The sequence below is a fragment of the Bacillus sp. AFS053548 genome (genome assembly GCF_002575105.1).
Taxonomy (GTDB): Bacteria; Bacillota; Bacilli; order Bacillales; family Bacillaceae_G; genus Gottfriedia.
Map to the genome: position 1 here is coordinate 1 of NZ_NUHI01000021.1, position 23,272 is coordinate 23,272.

General features: G+C 31.6%; 25 protein-coding genes. 15 read left to right on the forward strand and 10 right to left on the reverse strand.

Features of this window, described 5'->3' with window-relative positions; genetic code table 11:
* Positions 1-465: 465 nt before the first annotated feature.
* The 6 genes from CN946_RS10710 (at position 466) to CN946_RS10735 (ending at position 5,410) form a co-directional block, all read left to right on the forward strand.
* Positions 466-1,344, forward strand: a complete 879-nt coding sequence (locus CN946_RS10710) for a hemolysin family protein (RefSeq protein ID WP_176547292.1) — start codon at positions 466-468, stop codon at positions 1,342-1,344.
* A 1,115-nt stretch (positions 1,345-2,459) separates the two neighbouring features.
* On the forward strand, positions 2,460-3,257 hold the full coding sequence (locus tag CN946_RS10715; RefSeq protein ID WP_483295386.1) for an amino acid ABC transporter substrate-binding protein: 798 nt from the start codon (positions 2,460-2,462) through the stop codon (positions 3,255-3,257).
* Positions 3,244-3,939, forward strand: coding sequence for an amino acid ABC transporter permease (locus CN946_RS10720; RefSeq protein WP_098861111.1), 696 nt, complete (start codon positions 3,244-3,246; stop codon positions 3,937-3,939). The genes CN946_RS10715 and CN946_RS10720 overlap by 14 nt, the downstream gene beginning before the upstream one ends.
* A 14-nt stretch (positions 3,940-3,953) precedes the next feature.
* The gene (locus tag CN946_RS10725) at positions 3,954-4,688 is read left to right on the forward strand and encodes an amino acid ABC transporter ATP-binding protein (protein ID WP_098861112.1); all 735 of its coding nucleotides are present in this window, start codon (positions 3,954-3,956) and stop codon (positions 4,686-4,688) included.
* Positions 4,689-4,877: 189 nt separating this feature from the next.
* On the forward strand, positions 4,878-5,081 hold the full coding sequence (locus CN946_RS10730) for an alpha/beta-type small acid-soluble spore protein (RefSeq protein ID WP_097973784.1): 204 nt from the start codon (positions 4,878-4,880) through the stop codon (positions 5,079-5,081).
* A 77-nt stretch (positions 5,082-5,158) separates the two neighbouring features.
* On the forward strand, positions 5,159-5,410 hold the full coding sequence (locus CN946_RS10735) for a hypothetical protein (RefSeq protein WP_098427787.1): 252 nt from the start codon (positions 5,159-5,161) through the stop codon (positions 5,408-5,410).
* A 54-nt stretch (positions 5,411-5,464) separates the two neighbouring features.
* Here the strand turns inward: CN946_RS10735 and CN946_RS10740 are convergent, their stop codons facing one another.
* The 6 genes from CN946_RS10740 to CN946_RS10765 all read right to left on the reverse strand — a co-directional run bounded on the left by CN946_RS10740 (position 5,465) and on the right by CN946_RS10765 (position 12,421).
* Entirely contained in the window at positions 5,465-6,562 is a 1,098-nt protein-coding gene (locus CN946_RS10740; RefSeq protein WP_098861113.1) for an ABC transporter ATP-binding protein, read from the reverse strand.
* A 131-nt stretch (positions 6,563-6,693) separates the two neighbouring features.
* Positions 6,694-7,617, reverse strand: a complete 924-nt coding sequence (locus tag CN946_RS10745) for a PucR family transcriptional regulator (RefSeq protein WP_098861114.1) — start codon at positions 7,615-7,617, stop codon at positions 6,694-6,696.
* 78 nt (positions 7,618-7,695) lie between these two features.
* Positions 7,696-8,871: a YheC/YheD family endospore coat-associated protein gene (locus tag CN946_RS10750; RefSeq protein WP_098861115.1), complete on the reverse strand. Its 1,176-nt coding sequence runs from the start codon at positions 8,869-8,871 to the stop codon at positions 7,696-7,698.
* The gene (locus tag CN946_RS10755) at positions 8,868-10,223 is read right to left on the reverse strand and encodes a YheC/YheD family endospore coat-associated protein (RefSeq protein ID WP_286133903.1); all 1,356 of its coding nucleotides are present in this window, start codon (positions 10,221-10,223) and stop codon (positions 8,868-8,870) included. The genes CN946_RS10750 and CN946_RS10755 overlap by 4 nt, the downstream gene beginning before the upstream one ends.
* Positions 10,223-11,308 (reverse strand): YheC/YheD family endospore coat-associated protein, encoded by a 1,086-nt coding sequence (locus tag CN946_RS10760; protein WP_098861116.1) that lies wholly within the window; start codon positions 11,306-11,308, stop codon positions 10,223-10,225. The genes CN946_RS10755 and CN946_RS10760 overlap by 1 nt, the downstream gene beginning before the upstream one ends.
* Positions 11,309-11,326: 18 nt before the next feature.
* The gene (locus CN946_RS10765; RefSeq protein WP_098861117.1) at positions 11,327-12,421 is read right to left on the reverse strand and encodes a YheC/YheD family endospore coat-associated protein; all 1,095 of its coding nucleotides are present in this window, start codon (positions 12,419-12,421) and stop codon (positions 11,327-11,329) included.
* 173 nt (positions 12,422-12,594) lie between these two features.
* Between CN946_RS10765 and CN946_RS10770 the strand changes: the two genes are divergently transcribed.
* The 5 genes from CN946_RS10770 (at position 12,595) to CN946_RS10790 (ending at position 17,396) form a co-directional block, all read left to right on the forward strand.
* Positions 12,595-12,951 carry a YlbF/YmcA family competence regulator gene (locus CN946_RS10770; RefSeq protein WP_056472063.1) on the forward strand — a complete coding sequence of 119 codons (357 nt, stop codon included), beginning with the start codon at positions 12,595-12,597 and terminating at the stop codon, positions 12,949-12,951.
* Between the two features lie 211 nt (positions 12,952-13,162).
* On the forward strand, positions 13,163-14,032 hold the full coding sequence (locus tag CN946_RS10775) for a Cof-type HAD-IIB family hydrolase (RefSeq protein WP_098234676.1): 870 nt from the start codon (positions 13,163-13,165) through the stop codon (positions 14,030-14,032).
* 124 nt (positions 14,033-14,156) lie between these two features.
* Complete coding sequence (locus CN946_RS10780; protein WP_098861118.1) at positions 14,157-15,644, forward strand: coproporphyrinogen III oxidase; 1,488 nt, start codon at positions 14,157-14,159, stop codon at positions 15,642-15,644.
* 71 nt (positions 15,645-15,715) lie between these two features.
* Entirely contained in the window at positions 15,716-16,504 is a 789-nt protein-coding gene (locus CN946_RS10785) for an enoyl-CoA hydratase (RefSeq protein ID WP_098861119.1), read from the forward strand.
* Positions 16,505-16,859: 355 nt separating this feature from the next.
* Entirely contained in the window at positions 16,860-17,396 is a 537-nt protein-coding gene (locus tag CN946_RS10790) for a YrrS family protein (RefSeq protein ID WP_176547293.1), read from the forward strand.
* Positions 17,397-17,585: 189 nt separating this feature from the next.
* Here the strand turns inward: CN946_RS10790 and CN946_RS10795 are convergent, their stop codons facing one another.
* Positions 17,586-17,771, reverse strand: coding sequence for a YhzD family protein (locus tag CN946_RS10795; protein ID WP_098427778.1), 186 nt, complete (start codon positions 17,769-17,771; stop codon positions 17,586-17,588).
* 338 nt (positions 17,772-18,109) lie between these two features.
* Between CN946_RS10795 and yhaM the strand changes: the two genes are divergently transcribed.
* Both yhaM and CN946_RS10805 read left to right on the forward strand, forming a co-directional pair.
* Positions 18,110-19,048, forward strand: a complete 939-nt coding sequence (gene yhaM / locus CN946_RS10800) for a 3'-5' exoribonuclease YhaM (RefSeq protein WP_098861121.1) — start codon at positions 18,110-18,112, stop codon at positions 19,046-19,048.
* A gap of 68 nt (positions 19,049-19,116) precedes the next feature.
* Positions 19,117-19,320 (forward strand): sporulation YhaL family protein, encoded by a 204-nt coding sequence (locus tag CN946_RS10805; RefSeq protein ID WP_056472082.1) that lies wholly within the window; start codon positions 19,117-19,119, stop codon positions 19,318-19,320.
* A gap of 575 nt (positions 19,321-19,895) precedes the next feature.
* Here the strand turns inward: CN946_RS10805 and CN946_RS10810 are convergent.
* Positions 19,896-20,717, reverse strand: coding sequence for a peptidylprolyl isomerase (locus CN946_RS10810; protein ID WP_098861122.1), 822 nt, complete (start codon positions 20,715-20,717; stop codon positions 19,896-19,898).
* Positions 20,718-21,149: 432 nt separating this feature from the next.
* Here CN946_RS10810 and CN946_RS10815 point away from each other — a divergent pair, with 432 nt between their 5' ends.
* Together CN946_RS10815 and CN946_RS10820 are read left to right on the forward strand one after the other, a co-directional pair.
* The gene (locus CN946_RS10815; RefSeq protein WP_082459494.1) at positions 21,150-21,233 is read left to right on the forward strand and encodes a YjcZ family sporulation protein; all 84 of its coding nucleotides are present in this window, start codon (positions 21,150-21,152) and stop codon (positions 21,231-21,233) included.
* A gap of 98 nt (positions 21,234-21,331) precedes the next feature.
* Complete coding sequence (locus tag CN946_RS10820) at positions 21,332-21,421, forward strand: YjcZ family sporulation protein (RefSeq protein ID WP_097973758.1); 90 nt, start codon at positions 21,332-21,334, stop codon at positions 21,419-21,421.
* A 281-nt stretch (positions 21,422-21,702) separates the two neighbouring features.
* On the opposite strand, the gene CN946_RS10825 is transcribed toward CN946_RS10820, so the two are convergent.
* Positions 21,703-22,263, reverse strand: coding sequence for an HTH-type transcriptional regulator Hpr (locus CN946_RS10825; protein ID WP_097973757.1), 561 nt, complete (start codon positions 22,261-22,263; stop codon positions 21,703-21,705).
* A 353-nt stretch (positions 22,264-22,616) separates the two neighbouring features.
* Positions 22,617-23,054, reverse strand: coding sequence for an HIT family protein (locus CN946_RS10830; protein ID WP_098861123.1), 438 nt, complete (start codon positions 23,052-23,054; stop codon positions 22,617-22,619).
* Positions 23,055-23,272: the final 218 nt, after the last annotated feature.

Sequence of the window (23,272 nt, forward strand, 5' to 3'; positions counted from 1 at the left end):
AATTTAAAGAAGATGAGCCCTATAGAATACAGAAATCATCTTCTTTGTGTGGCATAACCTTTTTTTATTGTCCTTTACATAGGGTACATTTTATAGTTCTTTATACCTTCTTTTTTTGTTTCTTAAGATAATGTACGCTAACGCTATAGTGTTTTACTTTGTACAATAATTCACAAAAAGTTAACAACTAACGGCTCCAATTCAATTTCTTTTATTATAAAATAAGGTTGTAAGGTTGATTTGAGCAGAAGTACTACATTCTTCTACTAGTTATATTTTTAACTATTTCAATCAGCTTATTTTTTAATCGTTTCGTACAATACCTCATTTTCCCCCCTCTACTTTTCTAAGTAAGAGGCTTTTTTTTGCATAATTTTCCCTTTTTTGAATACATATAAATTAAATATTTGTAAAGGATTGTCGATAGTTAATAATTTAAAAATTTGTTATAGGGGTGTGAAGTGCTTGTCAGATGCTCCCTCGGGTAATAGTATAAAAATTTTTTTAAACTTTATTAACCGACTTTTTTTTAGGGAATCAAAGGGAAAAAATGTAGATTCAAAAGAAAAACATCTTTTAACTCATAATTATTTATTTGATGTTGTTGACGAAGAACAATTTAACTTGTACGAAGATGAATTATTTTTAAGAACAATCACTTTTAAAGAAAAAAAAGTAAATGACATTTTGACACCCCGAACAAATGTGGTTGCGATTGATCTAAATGAATCTGTGGACTATATATGTAATTTATTTTTACAAGAACGGTATTCTAGAATCCCAGTTTATGAACAGGATATTGATCATATAATTGGTGTAATTTCTGAAAGGGAATTTTTAACCCAACTAATCCAAAAACAAACAGTTAATATTCATGAACTGATTAGAGAGCCGATTTTTGTTATGGAAACAATGAAAATTTCTACAGTGCTAAAAATTCTTCAAAAACAAAATGCACATTTAGCTATAGTTATGGATGAATTTGGAGGAACTTCCGGTATCGTCACGCTTGAAGACATAATAGAAGAACTCGTTGGCGAAATTAGAGATGAATTTGACGAGCAAGAGGACGATTTTTTCCAAATAAATGAGAATGAGTACCAATTCCAAGCCGCAATTGACTTATCGAGTTTTTTTAATCGATTTAATATAAAAAAACCTAGTAGTAGATATTTAACATTAGGTGGATGGTTATTCGAAAGTTTTAAACATATACCAAAAAATGGAGAATTACTTCAATATAAAAATTTAACCTTCATCATTAAAGAAGTTCAAAATAGAAGAATACAAAGCGTAATTGTAAAAATAAACCATCAAAATTTGCAAAGTAAACTCGGTTCTTAGGAGCCGGGTTTTTTATGTTTGGGACTTAATTGAACTTGATCAGGCAGTTTGGACCTAAATGGGGGTATCCAAATTTATTTAACCTGATACAACGTATTCATCTATGAAAAAAATCTTGGTAATTATTATTCTTTAGTAGTAAAAATATCAGCAAAAAGATGGTGTTAGGTTCCTCAGGAGAGGTTCATGAGGAAGTAAAACAGCGAAAAGAAGCAAAATGGTTCCTCATGAGGGGTTCATGAGGAAGTAAGAAGACGAAAAGAAGCAAAATGGTTCCTCATGAGGGGTTCATGAGGAAGTAAAAAGGCGAAAAGAAGCAAAATGGTTCCTCATGAGGGGTTCATGACGAAGTAAAAAGGCGAAAAGAAACAAAATGGTTCCTCATAAGAGGTTCATGAGGAAGTAAAAAGGCGAAAAGAAGCAAAATGGTTCCTCATGAGAGGTTCATGAGGAAGTAAAACCGCGAAAAGAAGCAAAATGGTTCCTCATGAGAGGTTCATGAGGAAGTAAAAAGGCGAAAAGAAGCAAAATGGTTCCTCATGAGGGGGTCATGAGGAAGTAAAACAGCAAAAAAAAAACAATAAAATATAGGTCCTTTTGTTTTTTATAGTTATTTAATTGAAAAGTTTATTTGAATCAATTTCCAAAAGGCCAACAAAACTAGTTGATTGAATATCACTAGTAATTAAATTAATTAAAGTCAATTCGTTAAGTAATGATTGATTCTGATGAATTTAGGATAATTTTTATATTTGAATAAGTTGAATGGAACGAAGGGATGCTCAACTCCTGTGGGATTAGAGGGAAGGCTGGGATCCCACAGGAACGAACGTGATGAGGAGGCTTAAGAATCCAGCCACACGGAACATCGTTTTTTATTTATTTATTTATTTATTTTGGAAAATTTAGGTTATTTGTAAATTGTTATATCCTAAGACGCTTGGTTTTTCAGTCTTTCTTTTTCAATCATAAAAAATAGAATTAAAAAGACAAAAAGAAAAATAATAAAAATATGAGATTTTTTTGTTGTAATTTTTTAATACATGCAATATATTTAAGACACACAATTCAAAACAAACAATTCCGATAAGGTTAAGGGAGATTAAAGAATGAATATTAAGAAAATTGGTTTAACATTAGGTTCGTTATTTTTAGCAGCAGGTGTTATGGCAGGTTGCAATACAAATAAAAAAGAAGAAACAACAAAAGGAAAAGATTTATTAACTCAAGTGAAGGATAGCGGAGAGTTAAAAATTGGTACTGAAGGTACATATGCACCTTTCACGTTCCATGATAAATCTGGTAAATTAACAGGTTTTGATGTTGATTTATCAAATGAAGTTGCAAAACGTTTAGGAGTTAAACCAAAATATTTTGAAACTCAATGGGATGCAATGTTTGCAGGTTTAGATGCAAAACGTTTTGATATCATTGCAAATGAGGTTGGTATTAGACCAGATCGCGAGAAAAAATATTATTTCTCTGATCCATATATTACTTCATCAGGTGCATTAGTAGTAAAATCTGATTCAAAAGTTAACTCATTTGATGGAATTAAGGGCTTAGATGCTGCTCAATCTTTAACAAGTAATTATGGTGATTTAGCTAAGAAATATGGAGCTAAATTAGTTGGGGTAGAAGGTTTTAGCCAAGCAATTCAATTAATTGAAACTGGCCGTGCTGATGTTACAATTAACGATAAATTATCAATTCAAAACTATTTAAATGAAACTGGCGACAATAAAGTTAAAATTGCAGCTTTAGAAAATGATGCTTCTAACAGTGGATTTATGTTCCGTAAAGATGATGATTCATTAGTAAAAGCAGTGAACAAAGCAATTGCAGATATGAAAAAAGACGGGAAGTATGATGAAATAGTACAAAAATGGTTCGGTAAAGATGGACTTAAATAATTTACTAACCCCAGAGTGGGTTGACAATTTAACCATTGCGAAGGATTCTTTCCTTCCAATGGTTAAAACTGCTTTAATAGGTACTATTCCATTAACAATTATTACATTTGTAGTAGGTCTTGTATTAGCATTTATTACCGCACTTTTCCGTCTGTCAGGTAATAAATTCTTAAATGGTGTAGCCAAATTTTATGTTTCAATCATTAGAGGGACACCTCTTTTAGTACAATTATTTATTATTTTTTATGGTTTACCTTCAATACATGTAACGATTTCACCTTATATTTCTGCTATTATTGGTTTTTCATTAAGTGTTGGTGCTTACGCATCTGAAATTATTAGAGGATCAATCCAGTCGATTGATAAGGGGCAATGGGAAGCTGCTTATTCGATCGGTATGACATATAATCAAACATTAAAACGAATTATTATTCCTCAAGCGGCGAGAGTTTCATTACCGCCATTATCAAATACTTTTATTAGTTTAGTAAAAGACACTTCTTTGGCTTCATTAATTTTAGTAACTGAAATGTTTAGAACAGCCCAGGAAATAGCTGCTACGAACTATAAATTTTTAGTTGTTTATATAGAAGCTGCATTCATCTATTGGATAATTTGCTTCTTCCTTTCAGTCATTCAAGGTCGATTAGAAGCTCGAGTTGAACGCTATGTTGCTAAGTAATGGAGGAAGAACACATGATAAAACTAGAAAATATTAAAAAAAGTTTTGGTGAATTAGAAGTATTAAAAGATGTTAGCTTAAATGTAGAAAAAGGTACTGTTACTGCTATTATCGGCCCTTCTGGTTCTGGAAAAACTACATTTTTAAGATGTATTAATGTTTTAGAGCATCCGACAGATGGTAAAATAACAATTGATGAACAGACATTAGATTTCTCCAATAAAGTTAGTAAAAAAGATATTATTTCTTTAAGAAGTAAAACAGGTATGGTGTTTCAACAACATCATTTATTTCCTCACTTAACAGCGTTAGAAAATGTAATGGAAGGCTTAGTAACTGTTCAAAAAATAAAAAAAGATGTTGCAAAAAAGAAAGCAATTGACTTACTTACTAAAGTTGGATTAGAAGAGAAAATAAATTTATTACCACATCAACTTTCAGGTGGTCAGCAACAACGTGTGGGGATTGCTAGAGCGTTAGCCTTAGAACCAACAGTCATATTATTTGATGAACCAACTTCAGCGTTAGATCCAGAGCTTGTACAAGAAGTTCTAAAGGTAATGAAGGAGTTAGCAGAAGAGGGAATGACAATGATTGTCGTTACACATGAAATGAAATTTGCTCGAGATGTAGCGGATGAAGTCATTTTTATGGACGGTGGTTATATTGTTGAACAAGGTCATCCTAGAGATGTTTTAGAGCATCCTAAACATGCAAGAACAAAACAATTTTTACAATTAATACAGTAATTTTAAGTAAAATATTTTACAAAGTAGTGTAGAAAACTAGTACTAGATGTTGATCTAGTGCTTTTTTTATGTAAAAAATGCGGAAAAACAAATTAAAATGTTTTTTCCAAAATTTACATTAGCTAAACATACATATGTTAATCGATTAGAGTCATACTATCATTACACTACTTAAGGAGGTGAGACAACATGGCAAACAACAATAGCAGCAACAACTTAGTAGTAGCTGGTGCTCAATCAGCATTAGATGCAATGAAGTATGAAATCGCTTCTGAGTTTGGAGTAAACTTAGGTCCTGATACTACAGCTCGTGCAAACGGTTCTGTAGGTGGTGAGATTACTAAACGTTTAGTTCAAATGGCTGAACAAAGCTTAGGTGGTTATACAAAATAATAACTATGGCTAATAAGGGATGGAGATTAATCTCCATCCTTTCTTAATGAAGTAAATGAAATTGGAGTGAGCTTTTTATGGATGGTATTTGTCCACTGTGCAATGGAATTGAGCATTATAAACTAAAATGTCCTATTTGTGAAAATCATTGTGAAGATAAAGGCAGAGCTGTAGATTATGAAGATAAATATAGTCCATATTTAGATTATGACATTTCAGCAAAAGCTGATGGATTAACTGAGCATAATTCAAATCAGTATTGTACTCATATGTTTAATTGTCCAGATTGTAATGAAGGGTTTCTTAAAATTATTGAGAAATTAAAATAACGCAGTACCAATAAAAATGGTACCGCGTTATTTAATGTTTAATTCATGATTGAATTATCGAATACGAGATTCAGTTTCTTTATCAAAGAAATGAACTTTGTTCATATCTACTGCTAATTTAATTATTTGACCATGTGTAAAAGTTGAACGTGCATCTAATCTTGCTACTAATGTATTTCCTTCAAAGTTAGTGTAAAGCATTGATTCTGCTCCTAAAAGCTCAGCTACTTCAATTTTTAAATCAAGAACTGTACCTTGAGATGCCTCGATAAATACTGGTTCGTCATGTAAGTCTTCAGGACGTACACCTAAAATAACTTCTTTTCCAACATATCCATTATCGCGTAATGTTTTCATTTTTCCTTCAGGTATAGCAACTTTTTTGCTGCCGAAGTTAAAGTGACCATCTTCCACCTTACCAGATACAAAGTTCATTGCAGGTGAACCTATAAATCCACCAACGAATACGTTTTCAGGGCGATCATAAACTTCCTTTGGTGTACCTACTTGTTGAATAATACCATCTTTCATTACTACTAAACGTGTAGCCATTGTCATTGCTTCTGTTTGATCGTGTGTTACATAAATAGTTGTCGTTTGAAGACGTTGATGTAATTTTGAAATCTCAGAACGCATTGCAACACGTAATTTAGCATCTAAGTTTGATAATGGCTCATCCATTAAGAATACTTTTGCATCACGTACAATAGCACGACCAAGAGCTACACGTTGACGTTGTCCACCAGATAAAGCTTTTGGTTTACGACTTAAATATTCCTCAAGACCTAAAATACGTGCAGCATCTTTTACACGACGATCAATTTCCGCTTTGTCAAACTTACGTAATTTTAATCCGAAAGCCATGTTATCATATACAGTCATATGTGGGTAAAGTGCGTAGTTTTGGAATACCATTGCGATGTCACGATCTTTTGGTTGAACATCATTTACACGCTTGCCGTCAATAAAGAAGTCACCTTTTGAAATATCTTCTAAACCAGCGATCATTCGAAGTGTTGTTGATTTACCACATCCAGAAGGACCAACGAATACGATAAATTCTTTGTCTTCAATGTGAAGATTAAAATCCTTTACAGCTGTTACATTATTATCATAAATTTTATAAATGTGATCTAATTTTAATTCTGCCATTAGTATTACCTCCAACTATTTGTAATCGGTTTCATTGATTAAATTGTAAACATTTAAGCGTTTATAAACAATGGCAAAGGTTCACAAAAAAAATAGCCTACATTGTACAAGGTGCACAAAGTAGGCTTTAATTAATTTTCATTCACGATTTCAAGTAGATGAATTGCTAAAAATATAACTAGTCCATCCTCAAAATGCTTTAAATCTATTCCGGTTTGTTCCGAAAACTTATCAAGACGATATTGAACAGTATTTCGATGTAAAAAAGCTTTTTTTGAAGTAGCAGTAACATTTAAATTTTGTTGAAGAAAGATTTTTACCGTTGAAAGAATTGGATCATCAATTTTCATATCATTCAAAAATAAATTAGGCAATTCCTTTTGTAAATCATCTGGTAAAAAGGAAAGGAGGTAATAAAGCATTTCTTTTGAAAACCATAGTATATTTTTTTGCCTTTTTACGGATAATGCTTTTTTAAAACATTGCTGTTCAATATCAAAATAAAGGCTTAGATTTGCTAATGGTGAATAGCGTTTTCCTACAAAAAAGGTAACATCATGATACAAGTCAGCTGCAATGATTTCTTGCATATGCTCTAAAAATTCTTTGTTAAATGGTTGATCGATTATTTTTTCAATAATGACGCCTTCCTTAGCAGAATTCCAAACCACTATTACTTCTTTATGAAAGAATGCATTGATTGCTTCTTCAAACTCAGTTTTACTAGAGAATAACTGATTGCTATAAAAATGAATAAAACGAATTGAAGTAGGGAGAGAAACCTCGGTTTCGAAAGTGAAAGGATTATGTCCTTTACTAAAAAATAAATATTGAAACCATTCGCTTTGTACAGATGGCATCAGAATTGCATCAGATTCTAATTTTGTAAAAAGACATTCCAATAAGTTATTTTGTTCTTCTGATATTGAAATTTTTTTAATCCCGAAAATTTCTTGATTCTCAGTAGAAAACCAAGAATAATCCAAATATGTACTCTCATCAGGCGTGACTGAAACAGACTCACTCCCAAATAATGTCTTAATTTTATCAATCATATACTTTACCTTCCGCGCATTATTTCATATTAGTTTATCACCATTGGTAAAAATAAAAAAGAACAGTAGCTCTAGTAACTACTGTTTAAAATTCGAAAGTTCATAAAATAGTCGAATTAAGTTTTCAAGACCTTGTTCTTTTATCGCAATCTCGTCAAAGACCATTGGTTTAGAGTTAATTTCAAAAATATAGTAATGATTGTTTTGAATTCCGATATCCATAGAGAATTCATAAAAGTGTGCATCGTCCATATTTAATGCAATTCCTGTTTGTCTGACTATTTCTTGTAATAATGAAAAATTTAATTCAATCGGTAGTTCTTCAATAGTAATAATGCTACCACCTCTTGGTACATGGGTTGTAATAGCATTAAATGTTCCTACTCTTACACCGATACCGGAAAGAATATAATTAGTTTCATTTTTATGTGCAAGAATTCGTAGATCAAACTTTCTGCCATCTGGTAATTCGCTCACGATTCCTTGTTGACAAATAAAATCCTCGCTTAATGAACTAAGAAATTTCCAACAATCACTAATTGATTTCACCAATTCTACGTGAAATGCATTACGGATTATGACTTCTTTGTCACTTTTCAAGGAGAGTTTAAACACGCCAAATCCCCTAGAAGAATTATGCTTCTTTATATATAGAAATTTCCATTTTTTTAAATAGAAATATAAATCTTTTTCGCTAGTTAATTCGATTGTTTTTGGAATATAACTTTTTAAAAAGTCGTTTGAAGATAATATTGACGTTGTTTGTATTTTTGAGAGATATGATTCGTTAAAAAAAGGAATGTTTAGTTCTGAGATTTTATCTCGGAAATTTTTATAATCGTCGTTAGATTCGTACTGTACAGATGGAATGCGATTATAAATTACGTCTGGTAAAGGGGAAAATAGCTTAAGCCATTTTTTTGTTTTAAAACAAAACGTATAACATTTAACCGAATTACCAGAGAGGGCGGTAGGAGTTAATATGATAGGTATACCCCCCTCAGCTAACACCTTCTTACAAATTCTTTTAAAGGTCTTAATATTTCCACTAAAAGGTAGCCGATCTTCGTTTGTTAAAATACCGATAATTGGGCCTAAGTGTGTTCCAGTTTTTTTCACCTGAAATTGTATGGAGTTTGAACGATCGTCTTGGGATGGTAATATAGGAAGCTGATTATGACCTATGGAATATCTTGATTCACTATGGTCATGAGACCAAGTGTTTTTATCAAGATGATAAAAAACAGAGATCATTTCATTGAAACCTCGAGTTCATTACCCTTTTTGGAAAGATGAGTAGCATATTCCAAAAATAGTTTTTTAATCTGTTTGTCATTTTCTTGGAAATTAGGATTTGAAAAGATTGATCTTCCAGGTTTAGAATTTGCTTCGAAAAGCCAAATTTTTTCATCCTTATCAACACCTAAATCAAATCCAATTTCTCCGATATGTCCATCTACTTGACGATCTAAAGATTCACTAATTTTTAATGCTGCTGTAGATAATTTATCATGTATTCTTTTCGCTTTTTCCTGATCAAATAATTCTTCAAGAGTTTTTACTCGACCACCGTTATTTAAGTGGGTAGTAGTGCTACCTTTTCCTGCTACTTTTGCGGCAATAACCGTTACATGCCACTTTCCTAAAGCATCCTTGTTTGTATGAACTCGAAAATCGACAGGCTGATGCTCGTATCGAATTAGTGAAATACCTTGTTGTACAATGAAGTCGTATAATTTGGTGCTACGAAAAACATGATTAATTAAAGATTGGAGTGATGAGAATTTTTGAAGTTTATTTGTTTCAAAATCACGATATCTACAATAATAAATGCCTTCTTCTCGGTGGTAACGAATTAAAATGACTTTTGAACCGAGGCTCCCATTTTCAGGTTTAACATATACAAATTGGTATTGCGATAATAATTCTTCAATCGTGTCAAAATTATGAAATTTTACTGTTTTCGGAAGATAATGTGCAACTGATTCTTCATTTTTTAACTTTAAATATAAGTCCCATTTATTGAAGAATCCAGGATTAAACCATGGGATTTTGTATTCTTTTTCTAGTTTTTGACGTACGCGTTTAATTGATTTATGAACTTCAACCTTTCGATTAGGTAACCTATTATAAATAACCGTAGGAAAAGGGACAACTTCTTTGGTCCATCTTTTATTCGTAAAGAAATAACCTTGAATGGTTTCAGATTCCCAATCGATTCCGTGAGTACCAAATACAAATATAAAGCTATTTTTGTGATTATTTTCAGCAATTAAGTTTGCAAACATAAAGCTACGATCACCGATAGGGCGAAGTAGTGACTCAGTAAAGCCGGCGGTGAAAATTCCGACTAGTGGTCCAAGCTGTAAAGTATTTCCGATAATAATTGGCTCAATAGAACCTTCAAAAGGTATACAGAGCATTTCGACTAAATGCTCTGATATCGAAATAATATTGTGAAGTGTATTCATCGTAACTAGTTGACAAGGGTATTTTTTTTGACCAAAAGCAATATATTCAATATTTCTAGAAGTAGTAAGCTCTTCAGGTATACATACTAGATTTTTACTCTGTCGATGAGTAACGATTTTATAAACTTCATTCATTATTTAATTTCACTTCTTTCACTTTTAGATTTCGATTGTAAATGTAAACAATACTGAATGGGTGCTGAGTAAAGCTTTTGTTGGATAGAAGGGTCGGTTTGAAGTAAAACTTTTCTACCAGGCTTTGAATTAACATCTAAAATCCAGATGGCTTGATTTGAATCGATTCCTAAATCTAAACCTATTTCAAATAAAGGAAGAAAATTCTTTTCAAGGGTGACTGGTAATTGATTACAAATTGTCTCGATATCTTGCTGTAATATTAAAGCAGTTCTTTGATTAAATTGAGTAATCCATTCTTCAAATGGAACTGCATTACTACCTGCACTTAAATTTGCAACAATTGAATTAGGCTGACCGATGCGAACACCTTTTCCAACTGCTTGCCACTCACCTTTTTCATTTTTTTGTAAAAGGATCCTTAAATCAAATGCTTCACGTGATTTTGTTTGGAGGTCTAGATAATTTTGATAAACATATCCTTTTGATTCAACAATCGGTTGTAGCCACTCAAAAAATTCATCCCGTGTTTCGTAAACAGTTTCAATTACTTCCTTTTGTTTTTGTGTTGAAACACTAATTGAATAGGCACTTAACGTAATAAAATAAATATTGATTCCTCTAGAACCATGGATTGGTTTAATGACGAGCTTGCGCGTTTTTCTAAGTTCTTCAAAAAATACAGCTAAGTGTAATAATTTCTTTGTTTTAGGGATATATGGATTTAAACTTTCATCAGTTGCTAGTGCTTGATAAGTTTCCCATTTTCCTGGCAGTCCATATCCTAAAAAAGTAATGTCTTTACGTTTTTTTAGCCAGTCAACAATAGGCTTTGCTTGCTTACTTTTAATGCTTGGGGAATAGAAGCAACGATCATAAATATAATTTGGTATTTCAAATGTTGTTTTCTCCCATAGTTCTGTTTCTGCTATATACTTCCAGCCCATAATTTCTTCTGAAGCTGGTTGAATATTAAAAGGGGTAAATTGAACGAATTCGTAACCAAGTTTACTTGCTTCTTTCGCCATATGCTGAACGTATTCACCTTCTTGTCTTTCTTTAAGAGATAAATAACCTATTCTCATTCTTTTCACTCCTTGTACTTATAAATATGATTGAACAAGAGAAAAAATAGCTTTTGTTGAAGGTCTAATTTTTTGAATTTGGTCTGAAACTTGTAAATCCTTAGATGGCTTTGAGTTTATTTCGATAACCCAAGGGTTAAATTGATTGTCTATAGCGAGATCCACACCAAACTCTGCGAATAATCCATCAAAGGAGGAGTCTATACATATACAGCATTCGATGGCTAATTCAATCAATAACTTTTTAAAGTGAATTCGCTCTTTTTTTGGTAAATATTGACTTAAAAATTCATCGATTTTTTGAAGGTCTCCCCCGCGGGCCAAATTGCTTACAAACTGCGTAGGGTGACCAATCCTTGCTACAGTTGAAGTTACTTCCCATTTATTAAATTTATTTTTATGACATAAAAATCTAAAATCAACAAGTCGATCATCCTTACTGATTAAAGGTAAGCCTTCTTGGATGATAAAAGTCCGCTTACTTAGTTGCTGTTTAATTGGATTAAAAAGTTGAGAAATTGATTTATATTCAACTTCTACTTCAGAATTTTGGCTGTGTTTTAAACGATACAAATCTTTATCTTTTGTAACCTTAAAAATGTTTCTCCCTTGGCTACCATGAATTGGTTTTATAAAAACCGTTTCATATTTTTGAATAAAATTCTCTAATTGTTCGACTGAGCAGCATTCCTCAGTGTACGGAACGTATGGCTTTATATAGGCTGAATCAATCAGAGCTTTAAAAACTTCAAGCTTATTTAAGAAGCGAGCATTAAAAAAAGGTATTTGTAGACTTGTTAGCGAAGAATTGAGTAATTTAAACTCTTTCGTTCGTTCAAGTCTTCTCGAATGAATTCGATTATGAATGATTGAAGGGGCAGGTACATTCATTAAAGTCCAGCCATTTTCTGATCGCTTATATCCTTTTAATTCATTCGTTAGTAGTTTTTTAAATGTAGTTACATAGAAATCAATATCAGAGTCTCCGCATAACTCTGATAGTTCCTCACAAAGTGTCGTTATTGAACCGAGCGGATTTAATGACTCCTCATTGATCGAATCAGTTACTACAACAAAAGATTGGGGTTCTTGATTTTTAGGAAAAGATTGCAATGATTCTCCTCCTTTCCAAAATAATTGTCGTTGTATACTATGTGATATTCGCCTAGTTGGTGAATGTCTTTAGGAAATTTTTAGGAAAGAAAGTTTGATTTGTTTTAGAAAGACTGACATATAATAGAATGTTTGCTATAGTGGAGATACAAAAGTTTATAGGAGGTAGTAACATGTCTGTAAATATTTATGATATTGCATACTCACTACAAAACGCTTTTAAGGAACAACCAGAATTTAAAAACTTACAATCACTATACTCACAAGTATTAGCTGATCCAAATGCAAAACCATTATTTATGGAATTTCAAAATTTCCAAAAGGCGATGCAACAAAAAATGTATCAAGGTGAAGCGGTTACACCTGAAGAAAATGCTAAAGGACAAGAAATTGTTGCAAGAGTGTCTCAAAACCCTTTAATTGCAAACTTAATGCAAGTGGAACAAAGACTAAATTTAGTCATCCAAGATGTAAATAAAATTGTCATGAGTCCATTAGAAGAATTTTATAAATCTTTACTAGAACTTTAATATTTAAAAGGCAGGATAAGAAGAGGATCTTTTAATTCTTTTTCTTTTTCCTGCCTTACTTAAAATCCTTGTTATACATAGGAGAGACTTCATTGAATGGAGTCTTTTTTAGTATACGAATGGATATAATAAGAAACCTACATTGTTCTAATTAAATGAAGCATGTCATATATTCTAGTAAGGTATTTCTTCGCGAAATGGGGGAGATTAAGTGATTTATAAGTTACTTGCAATTAATATAGATGGTACTTTATTGCAATCCAATGGAAAACTCTCAAAAGAATCGAAAGAAGCTGTTGAATATGTTCAAGACAAAGGGATTTATGTAACCTTATATACAAGTAGGAATTTCCAAGCTACAAAAAAAATCGCAAAAGCTCTTAAGGTTAATAACCTTTTGGTCTCTCACTCAGGTGCCTTTATCTCTTCAAAGCTTGATGAACCATTATTTGAAAAGAGAATTGAAGAGGAAGAAGCTTATGACATCGTTAAAAAACTAGAAAAATATGATTGTAATATTCGGTTGTCACATGAACATTTTTCAATTGGAAATCGAAAAAAATTACAATCTAATTTAGTGGCAAAAGCAGTTTTATCAAATGCTGATCCTGTCTTTTATCCAATCCAATTTGTTGAATCACTTTCAGATAGCATTCTGGAAAATTCAATATCACCGTTAAAAATTGAATGTTATTTCTCAGATGAAGTAGAGAAAAATAAAGTGAAAAAAGAACTGAATGCAAAGTATCCACATCTTGATTGCTTATGTGATGAAGATCGCAAAATTGAAATCGTCCGAAAAGGAATTTCAAAATATTCAGGACTAAAACGATTAGGTGAACATTTAGGAATTTCTTATCACGAAATGGTTGTAATCGGAGATAACTATAGTGATTTACCATTAATCGAGCATGCAGGTTTAGGAGTTGCTATGTCAAATGCTCCTGTAGAGATTAAAAAAGTTGCAGACTGGATTACAAGGTCAAATGATCAAAATGGTGTTCCATATATGATCAAGGAGCATTTCAGGAAACAATTCCCACTGCCATTCTTAAAAACACATTTAAAAATCGAAAAATAAATAATAGCCTGGCTTTCAAGAGACTCCTCTTCGAAAACCAGGCTTTTTCATTGAATTTTAAATAATTGACCTTGTTACTCTTTAATTTTATACTTAAGTGATAACTTAAAAAGGTGATAATAAAATGAAAATATATATTAAAGGCTTAGAGGATATTCGTTTTCAAAGACCGTTAGAGCTTTTAGCTCAACTATTTTTTGAAGACTGTGATGTATCGTTAGAAAAAATAGATGCAGATATAGAAGTAAGTTTTTTGCTAGATGAAATTAATAAACAAGTTTTAGGTAAGTTAGGTACGAATTTCGAAGCAAATACAAGCTATGTAGATGGTAAAGATGATCGAGAATCATTTAAATTTAAAAAGAAAGCAGTTAACTTTGTCTTTTTATCATTACTACAAGAGCATACTGGAATTCAGCAAAAGTGGGGAATCTTAACTGGTATACGACCAACTAAACTCCTTCATTCAAAACTTAAATCTGGTATGTCAAAGGAAATGGCGCATGAAGAGCTACGAAACGACTATTTAATCCATGACGAAAAAATTGAATTAATGCAATCAATCGTCGACCGTCAATTAAAAGTAATACCAGATTTATATAACTTGCAAAATGAAGTTAGTCTTTATATTGGTATCCCTTATTGCCCTACTAAGTGTGCTTATTGTACATTCCCAGCTTATGCAATTCAAGGGAAACAAGGTGCAGTCGATTCATTCTTATATGGATTACATTACGAAATGGAAAAAATCGGCGAATTTCTAAAGGAACGTGGAATTAACATTACTACGATTTATTATGGCGGAGGGACACCTACTAGTATTACAGCAGAAGAAATGGACTTACTGTATGCTAAGATGCACGAATCATTTCCAAATATGAAACAAGTTCGTGAAATTACGGTAGAGGCTGGTAGACCTGATACAATTACTCCTGAAAAATTAGATGTTTTAAATAAATGGAATATTGATCGAATTAGTATAAATCCACAATCCTATATTCAAGAAACTTTAAAAGCAATTGGTAGACATCACACTGTAGATGAAACAATAACAAAGTACCATTTAGCCCGTGAAATGGGTATGAATAATATAAATATGGATTTGATTATTGGTTTACCTGGAGAAGGTTTAAAAGAATTTCAATATACATTAGATGAAACTGAAAAGTTGATGCCTGAATCATTGACTGTTCATACACTTTCATTTAAAAGAGCCTCAGAAATGACGCAAAACAAACAAAAATATAAAGTTGCAGATCGAGATGAAGTGCAGCAAATGATGAATGAAGCAACGGTATGGACAAAAAATCATAACTATCATCCATACTATTTATATCGTCAAAAAAATATATTAGGTAATCTTGAGAACATTGGTTACTCTGTTGATGGTCAAGAAAGCTTGTATAATATATTAATTATGGAAGAAGAACAAACAATTATTGGTCTAGGCTGTGGTGCATCTAGTAAGTTTGTAAATCCAGAAACTCGTCAAATAACTCGTTTTGCTAATGCGAAAGATCCTAAATCATATAATGAAGGTTATGAGCATTATACAAATGCAAAAATTAAGATTTTAGATGAGTTATTTTCGAAAAGTAATCAATCAAATTAATGAAAAATAAAGGAAATTCCCCTTGCGATGTTTAATGTTTAAATTAACCATGAAAACAAGGGGGATTTTTTATGTCTATTTCGAACACGGCAGAACATGTTTTATTAAGAAAAGAGGGACGAGTTGCCACTGTTGTATTTAATCGACCTGAAGTATTGAATGCAATGAATGAAGATACATTCAGACAATTTCGAGATGTACTGGATGAAATTGCTAGCTCAGACGTTGATGTAGTCGTTCTATGTGGAAATGGCAAAGGTTTCTCTTCAGGTGGAGATTTAAAATCAATGCTAAGTAATACAGATGAGTCTGCTTTCGGTCCAGTAATGGATTTAATTACAGATGTAGCAGTTAAATTATATACTTTACCTAAAATCGTTATTAGTGCGATTCATGGACCAGCTGCTGGTATAGGACTAAGTTTTGCTCTTGCTAGTGATTACGTTCTTGCTCACGAATCAGGTGTATTGGCAATGAATTTTATCGGAATTGGTTTGATTCCTGACGGTGGTGCACATTACTTCTTAGAAAAAAGACTAGGTGAAACAAAAGCTAAACAATTGATATGGGAAGGTAAAAAACTAAATGCAACGCAAGCGCTAGAAATCGGTTTAATTGATGAAGTAATCAGTGGGGACTTTGAACAAAAAATTAATGAGCGCGTGAAGTCTATTCTTCAAAAACCAGTAAGTGCGATGATCCAAACAAAACAAATCTACAGTAATGGTAACTTAGAGTCCTTAAAAAATGTACTTTTATTTGAAAAAGAAGGACAAAGTGCAATGAGAAGAACAGCCGATCATCAGGAAGGTGTACAGGCCTTTTTACAAAAGAGACTGCCGGTTTTTACTGGTAAATAGGGATCGTGAAATCGACTGGATTAGGTCGATTTTTTTGATTAGAAGAAAAGAAAAGATGTACAAATAAATTTAACAAAAGTACAATTAAATAACCTGAAAAAGTAGATATAATATTTATCACACTACTATTTTCTTTCTGTAATCCAATGTTTTTAATATATAAAAGAATAAATCATTAAAAATTAGATTGTCTATATTCTATTATGCACTAGTCTTTGTTAGTTTAATTGTGTCTGACAATGAAAAAAACTTAACAGTTGTTTTACGAAATGGTTAATTTTAAAATACAAGACTATAAGTTTTTCTCCACTCATGGTAGAATGTTGACATTCTCAGTTTTGGGAGAGTGGTTAGATTGAAAAAGATTCAAAGCAATTCACGTACAACGTCAAGAGCGAAAAGAAAAAAAACAAAACTCATTTTATTTGGATCAATTGGAATCGTACTAATATTAATAGCATTTGTTTCGTATTCCATTTATTCGCCGAAAGATATTAAGGCAGGATCTAAAAAAAGTGACTATGCATCGGCTAAAAACAGCGATAAGAATGATGATAATGGTGTAAAAGAGACATCAACAACGGTTCAAACAATTGATGATGACGATTCAGATGGCACGACTCCAGAAACACCTGAACAAACTGGTACAAAGCATGTTACAAGCTATGATAGAAATTCTCAAGACTGGCAGGCAATGCTACAGACAATCTCTTCTGCTGCCGGAATAGATTCAGGCAATATGACTGTATGGTTTTTAGGAAGTGACAAAAGTAACCCAGGTGGATCAGTCGGGACTGTATCAGCAAAGACAAAAGGCTCGCAAAAGTATCGAGTATATCTCATATGGGATGGCTCTGGCTATAAAGCTACAAAAGTTGAACCTGCTTCATAGAATGTAAATAGGATGCACTTAAAGGTAATCCTATGGCTGTCGAGAAATTCTCGACAGCTATTTTATTAAAAGGATAGTTCCACGCCAACCAGCAGGAGTTGGAAAAGGTTGAAACTTTGATTGGTACCTTTAAACACTAATTTAGATCAAAAACAAACAAGCTGCGATAAATTTTCGCAGCTTGTTTAATTATGGATGAAATAAAAGAAGTTTACCAGTTTGGCTAATGCAACGGTGTGTTTTATCAAGTGCATCTAGTGTAGTAAGTTTTTCTGTTCCAATCTTTTTTGCTTCTAAGTCAGAATTAGCTTCAAATTGTTCATCGACTATTGATTCGCCACTTTTTTCAAAAGCAGTAATTCGATATGTTGCCATGTCATAGACCTCCCTATAGTAGTTGCGATATTACTATTTTGGCATAGATTGAAAAGCTATGCAAAGTTATAATTTGAATTATAAAAAAATTCAGTGCAAATTTAAAATTTTGACATTTGGAGGTTATAACAGATTTTAAGAATTGTTAGATTATGTCTTAATTTTTTGTATGAACATTGTTGGGCTAAGTATCTATTTTAACGTATAATAGGATAAGTGAAACGACTAATACATAATTTGATTTTCCTTTTTTTATTTTGTGAAATTGATTTTCCAAAATATTTTAAGCTATTTACTTAAGTAGAGCTTAAGGAAGCATATACAAAATGGAGGTACTTATGGATAAAAAAGTATATGATCATGAAGTTGGCGAACGTTTTGTAACATTTTTATTTGTCAAAGCTGTTACTAAAGGTGTAGCAAGTAATCAAAAAACATTCTTATCTTTAACTTTACAAGATCAAAGTGGAGATATTGAGGCGAAGCTTTGGGATATTACTACAGAGCAAGAAGAAGCGTATGTAGAAGGAACTGTTGTAAAAGTTGAAGGGGAGCTACACGATTATAGAGGAAAACTTCAACTTAAATTACGCCAAATTCGTCCAACTAAAGATACAGACGAAGTTAATCCGGAAGATTTTTTTGCAAGAGCACCAGTTTCTAAAGAAGAATTATATGAGAAAATTACTTCATATATTAATAATATGAGCAATGAAAAACTTAAAAAGATTACTGAGTATCTAGTATTAAAAAATCAAGAGGATTTTCTTGATTTTCCAGCGGCAACTAAGAATCACCATGAATTTGTTTCTGGTTTAGCATACCATGTTTTTTGTATGCTGAAATTAGGTGAATCAATTGCGAATTTATACCCTTCGATTAATAAGGATTTACTATATGCTGGAATCATACTACATGATCTAGGAAAAGTAAGAGAATTATCTGGTCCAGTTTCAACAAAGTATACTGTCGAAGGTAATTTGTTAGGCCATATCTCGCTTATGGCAATTGAAATTGGAAATGCCTCAATCGAACTAGGGATTGAGGGAGAAGAGGTTACTGTTCTACAACATCTTATTTTAAGTCATCATGGTAAGTATGAGTACGGTAGTCCAAAACTACCTTTAATAAAAGAAGCGGAAATTTTACATTATATTGATAATATTGATGCAAAAATGAATATGTTAGACCGCGCACTTGAAAGAGTTGAACCAGGAGAATATACAGAGCGAATTTTCCCATTAGAAAATCGTAGTTTTTACAAACCAAAATTTTAAATTAATCATACTTCCTCTTTATTAGCCATATAATGAAGCAAATGCTTGTCTACTAAGGAGGAAAATCAATGCCAATATTACCATTTTGGATGTATATCGTGATTTTAGGAATTTTTGTAAGTGGATTTATGGTGCTTTACACCTCGAAACAAGAAAGAGACGCAGATGAAGCTTTCATTGAAAAAGAGGGAGAAATTTACTTACAAAGAATTAAAGAAGAAAGAGAACGAAGAGAGCAATTACTTATTAACTCTGAGATTTCATCCAATTAAAAAACCTGCCAATAGGCAGGTTTTTTTCAGAGCGTTGAAATTTAAAACGGTCTATAGATAAAATAAAATTAAGTGGAACATTATTGATGTTAAAATTCATTTTTTTATACTTATTAACAATTAACCATTTCAAATGTTAAATTGTTTCAACAATTTTAATATACCATCAAACTATAGTAATTGTTTTTTCGGGAATCCAAAATATTTAGAGCAAATTATAGATATAGTTTTAAATGAATAGTTTATATGTTGTTGTTCAATCTCAATTGACTTACTAACTGATTAATATTCTGTTATGTTACACAAAGTAAAGGATATTAAAATAGGTTTTTAACGTAACTTTTTTTTGAGGAATTAGTTGATTGGAATGGAGGGATGCTCGACTCCTATGGGATAAGCGGGAAGGCTAAAGACCCCGCAGGCTAGCCGAGGAGGCTAAAGAATCTNNCCATGGAAAGCGAGCATCCTGTAATGGAAATCAACATCACTCTACTCCTATTACGAAAATTTGATCATTAAATGACAAGATTGTTTTTCAACAGCGTGAAAAAACCTGCCAATTAGGCAGGTTTTTTTTATGATTTTTTCACTTGGCTTTCTAAGTCTTTATCTTTTACTTTAAATTTAGCTTTTTTAAGAAGTTCATCAGAGAATGCTTGGAAGTTTTCTTGGCTTAGCTTAGACTCAGCAATTTTTTTGCGAGCATCTTTTTCGTTAGCTGTCTTTTTACCAGTTAATTTAATAACATGGTATCCAAATTGTGATTTAACTGGTTGGCTAATTTCTCCAACTTTTAATTTATAAGCAGCTGCTTCGAATTCAGGTACCATAGCACCTTCTCCGAAATAGCCTAAATCTCCACCTTTATCTTTTGAACCAGTGTCAGTAGAATATTTTTTTGCTTCTGCTGCAAAATCTGCACCTTTAGCTAATTCATCTTCAACTTTTTTAGCTGTAGCTTCGTCTTTTACTAAGATATGACTAGCTCTAATTTCTGGTTTATATTTTGCAAGGTCAGATTTTGTTACTGAAGCTTCAGCAGCTTTTTCAGTTAATAAATCGATTTTAACACGATCTTTAAATGCTGCTTCATCTTTAAATCCGTACTGAGCTAAGAAAGCCTTAAATTGGTCACCATTTTGTGTTTTATACTCATTGAATTTAGCGTCGACATCTTTATCACTAACTTTGTAGTTTTTCTTTAAATAATCTTCAATAGCCATTTGCTTAAGCATTGCTAATCCTGCTGTATCCTTCATCTTGTTATATAAATCTTTAGATGTGATATCTCCCGCATTAGATGTAGCAACAACATCGTTACTAATACCAGCAGATCCACATGCTGCTAGTCCGAATACTGAGGTAGCTAAAACTGCAGATACGATTAACTTTTTCATTTAAACATCTCCTAATAAAAATTTAAAATGATTTCTTAAAAAGAAAAATTTTACTTATTAAAGTATGGAGCTTAAATCTTAATTTTTCCTGTATTTAGACATACCTTTTACTGGAAATTACTTCACTTAATATAACATATTTTTCTTCAATGTGACAAAGTTTATCCAAAAAAAGAATAATTTGGTATGCTTTTTAATTAAAAATTAATTAATTTTAAGGAAACTTGAACTAGTTTTAAATGAAATGTAGGCACTATGAGTGTAGTGTAATAAATGAATTCAGATTTCTATTTTTTTATATTTTAACTCTTGACTTTGCCTAAAAGTGATGCTTATCCTGCAAATTAAAAACTTGTCAATCGTGACATTCGCCCAATCATTTAAGGCATTCGTCTATATATTATTATGGATTACTGTTAGGAGGGTGGAAAAATGGAGGGGAAAGCATCGAATGAATTTGTATTAATCGTGATCCTGTTTATTTTGTTAATCATTATTGGGTGTTCATTTTTATAAGTAGTATGAATCTTCAAAAATGAAGGTTATTTATACATTTGCCCAGACCATTTTTTACTACACGCATAAGATAAGATATGTAGCAAAAGGAGGTGTGAATGATGGGCGTAGGATTCCATGGTGGAGGATTTGCGTTAATCGTTGTATTGTTCATCTTATTAATTATCGTAGGAGCAGCTTGCATCTAATTTGTAAATAAGACAAATATTCGACCGGAGGTATTGTACCTCCGGTTGAGTTTTTATTCCAGATCAAAATAGTTAATGATATACATATGCTTTGTTAATTGAAATATAGAAATAAATGAATAGGAAATGAGTCTGAGGGTTTCAATGAGGTATTTATGTGAAATTTTGAACAAAAGTAGCCGAAATAAAAAGCGGAAGGATTTAATTAATCTTGCCCCGCTTCTATTTATTTGTACAATTTCAAGGACATATAAACTGAAATTGTAACTTTAAAGAAGATATTAAGGTTTCTTAATTAAACGATTATCTTCTTCAATGAATTCTTTATCTATGTTACCTAACGTTGTTTCAAATATATCCATAAAATCTTTTCCATAAATATTACGTAAAATAGCCATAATTTCCATATTTTCTGGAAATTTACCATAAAATTCTTTTAATGGTAAAGTACCTTGAAAAACTGAATTTGTCTCTGGATCAAATTCACCTAAGATCTCTAATAGCATATCTTTACCTTTTTCTGTTAATTCAATATACGTATTACGTTTATCTTCTACTTTTTTAGAAAACACTAATAAACCACGTTCTTCTAGCTTTTTAGAGAAGTTAAAAGCAGTTGATACGTGCATTACACCAAATTTAGCAATTTCAGAAATAGACGCACCCTTTAAGTGGAAGGCGATCATTAAAATATGATGTTCATTGATATTTAAATCATAGGGCTTAATCCATTGTTGCCAGTCCTTTTCAACTGACTTCCATAATGCTTTAGAAATTTGGGCAATTCTTTGACTAAAAATCAAAGCTTCTTTCATTGTGTATAATTTTTGTTCAGTTTTCATCAATTCACCTTCTTTTCTATTTAACTATCTATTTATTATTATGCCAATAATATGTGAAGAAATAAAGAACTTTTAGTTAGAATTTTTAAAAATTTTCACAAAGTAGTTGATAAAATTCTACATTTTTATATTATAATTAAGTGTTGTGGGTTATAAAAGTTATGCTTATATAATAATTTTAACGAAACTATAGAGTGATTGTCGATAAAATATTATTGGTAATATAGTAAATATATAATATAAATCTATAAAAATATAGTATAAAATGCAGAAATTAGATGAAATTCACATAAAAAAAACAAAAACAGGAGATATTCACTCTCCTGTTTTCGTATTTAAATGGGATGATTTTATTATTTTTTAATAATGTTATTTTCGATAGATTTTGCAATCTCTTGTAGCGTTTCATTTGTGTATTGATTTTGGTTTGAAAGCCATTTTACATCAAAGCCATCATTATTTCCGTATCGTGGTAAAATATGCATATGATAATGAAATACAGTTTGACCTGAAACTTCACCACTATTATTTAAAATATTTACACCTTGGACATTAAAAGTTTCTTTCATTGCATTAGCAATGTGAGGTACTTTTCGGAAGTATGTACTAGCTGTCTCTTCACTCATTTCGAATATGTTTTCTACATGATTCTTTGGAATGACTAATGTGTGTCCTTTTGTTACTTGACTTAGATCTAAAAAAGCTAAAATATCATCATCCTCGTACACTTTTGAAGCCGGAATGCTACCTTCAACAATTTTACAGAAAATACAATTAGCGTCATGTGCCATTTTTTATACTTCCTTTCACTTTTTTCCTTATTTTAACATAGGCGTAGGTTAAAGGGGAAATAGGGTCAGGAAAAAATAAACAAGAAGCAACCTATGTTGCTTCTTGATGAAGGAGAAAGATTTTGAAGTAATTATAAATTGTCTTTAACAGACACCTCATTTGCTGTAATGTTCAATAAATTGGTACACCTTATAAGAAATTTATATGCTCTGGTCGA

Excerpts from the sequence above, each read along its gene's own strand:
- CN946_RS10720 (WP_098861111.1), top strand. The coding sequence starts at position 3,244 with ATGGACTTAAATAATTTACTAACCCCAGAGTGGGTTGACAATTTAACC.
- CN946_RS10725 (WP_098861112.1), top strand. The coding sequence starts at position 3,954 with ATGATAAAACTAGAAAATATTAAAAAAAGTTTTGGTGAATTAGAAGTA.
- CN946_RS10730 (WP_097973784.1), top strand. The coding sequence starts at position 4,878 with ATGGCAAACAACAATAGCAGCAACAACTTAGTAGTAGCTGGTGCTCAA.
- CN946_RS10735 (WP_098427787.1), top strand. The coding sequence starts at position 5,159 with ATGGATGGTATTTGTCCACTGTGCAATGGAATTGAGCATTATAAACTA.
- CN946_RS10740 (WP_098861113.1), bottom strand. The coding sequence starts at position 6,562 with ATGGCAGAATTAAAATTAGATCACATTTATAAAATTTATGATAATAAT.
- CN946_RS10745 (WP_098861114.1), bottom strand. The coding sequence starts at position 7,617 with ATGATTGATAAAATTAAGACATTATTTGGGAGTGAGTCTGTTTCAGTC.
- CN946_RS10750 (WP_098861115.1), bottom strand. The coding sequence starts at position 8,871 with ATGATCTCTGTTTTTTATCATCTTGATAAAAACACTTGGTCTCATGAC.
- CN946_RS10755 (WP_286133903.1), bottom strand. The coding sequence starts at position 10,223 with ATGAATGAAGTTTATAAAATCGTTACTCATCGACAGAGTAAAAATCTA.
- CN946_RS10760 (WP_098861116.1), bottom strand. The coding sequence starts at position 11,308 with ATGAGAATAGGTTATTTATCTCTTAAAGAAAGACAAGAAGGTGAATAC.
- CN946_RS10770 (WP_056472063.1), top strand. The coding sequence starts at position 12,595 with ATGTCTGTAAATATTTATGATATTGCATACTCACTACAAAACGCTTTT.
- CN946_RS10780 (WP_098861118.1), top strand. The coding sequence starts at position 14,157 with ATGAAAATATATATTAAAGGCTTAGAGGATATTCGTTTTCAAAGACCG.
- CN946_RS10785 (WP_098861119.1), top strand. The coding sequence starts at position 15,716 with ATGTCTATTTCGAACACGGCAGAACATGTTTTATTAAGAAAAGAGGGA.
- CN946_RS10795 (WP_098427778.1), bottom strand. The coding sequence starts at position 17,771 with ATGGCAACATATCGAATTACTGCTTTTGAAAAAAGTGGCGAATCAATA.
- yhaM (WP_098861121.1), top strand. The coding sequence starts at position 18,110 with ATGGATAAAAAAGTATATGATCATGAAGTTGGCGAACGTTTTGTAACA.
- CN946_RS10805 (WP_056472082.1), top strand. The coding sequence starts at position 19,117 with ATGCCAATATTACCATTTTGGATGTATATCGTGATTTTAGGAATTTTT.
- CN946_RS10810 (WP_098861122.1), bottom strand. The coding sequence starts at position 20,717 with ATGAAAAAGTTAATCGTATCTGCAGTTTTAGCTACCTCAGTATTCGGA.
- CN946_RS10815 (WP_082459494.1), top strand. The coding sequence starts at position 21,150 with ATGGAGGGGAAAGCATCGAATGAATTTGTATTAATCGTGATCCTGTTT.
- CN946_RS10820 (WP_097973758.1), top strand. The coding sequence starts at position 21,332 with ATGATGGGCGTAGGATTCCATGGTGGAGGATTTGCGTTAATCGTTGTA.
- CN946_RS10825 (WP_097973757.1), bottom strand. The coding sequence starts at position 22,263 with ATGAAAACTGAACAAAAATTATACACAATGAAAGAAGCTTTGATTTTT.
- CN946_RS10830 (WP_098861123.1), bottom strand. The coding sequence starts at position 23,054 with ATGGCACATGACGCTAATTGTATTTTCTGTAAAATTGTTGAAGGTAGC.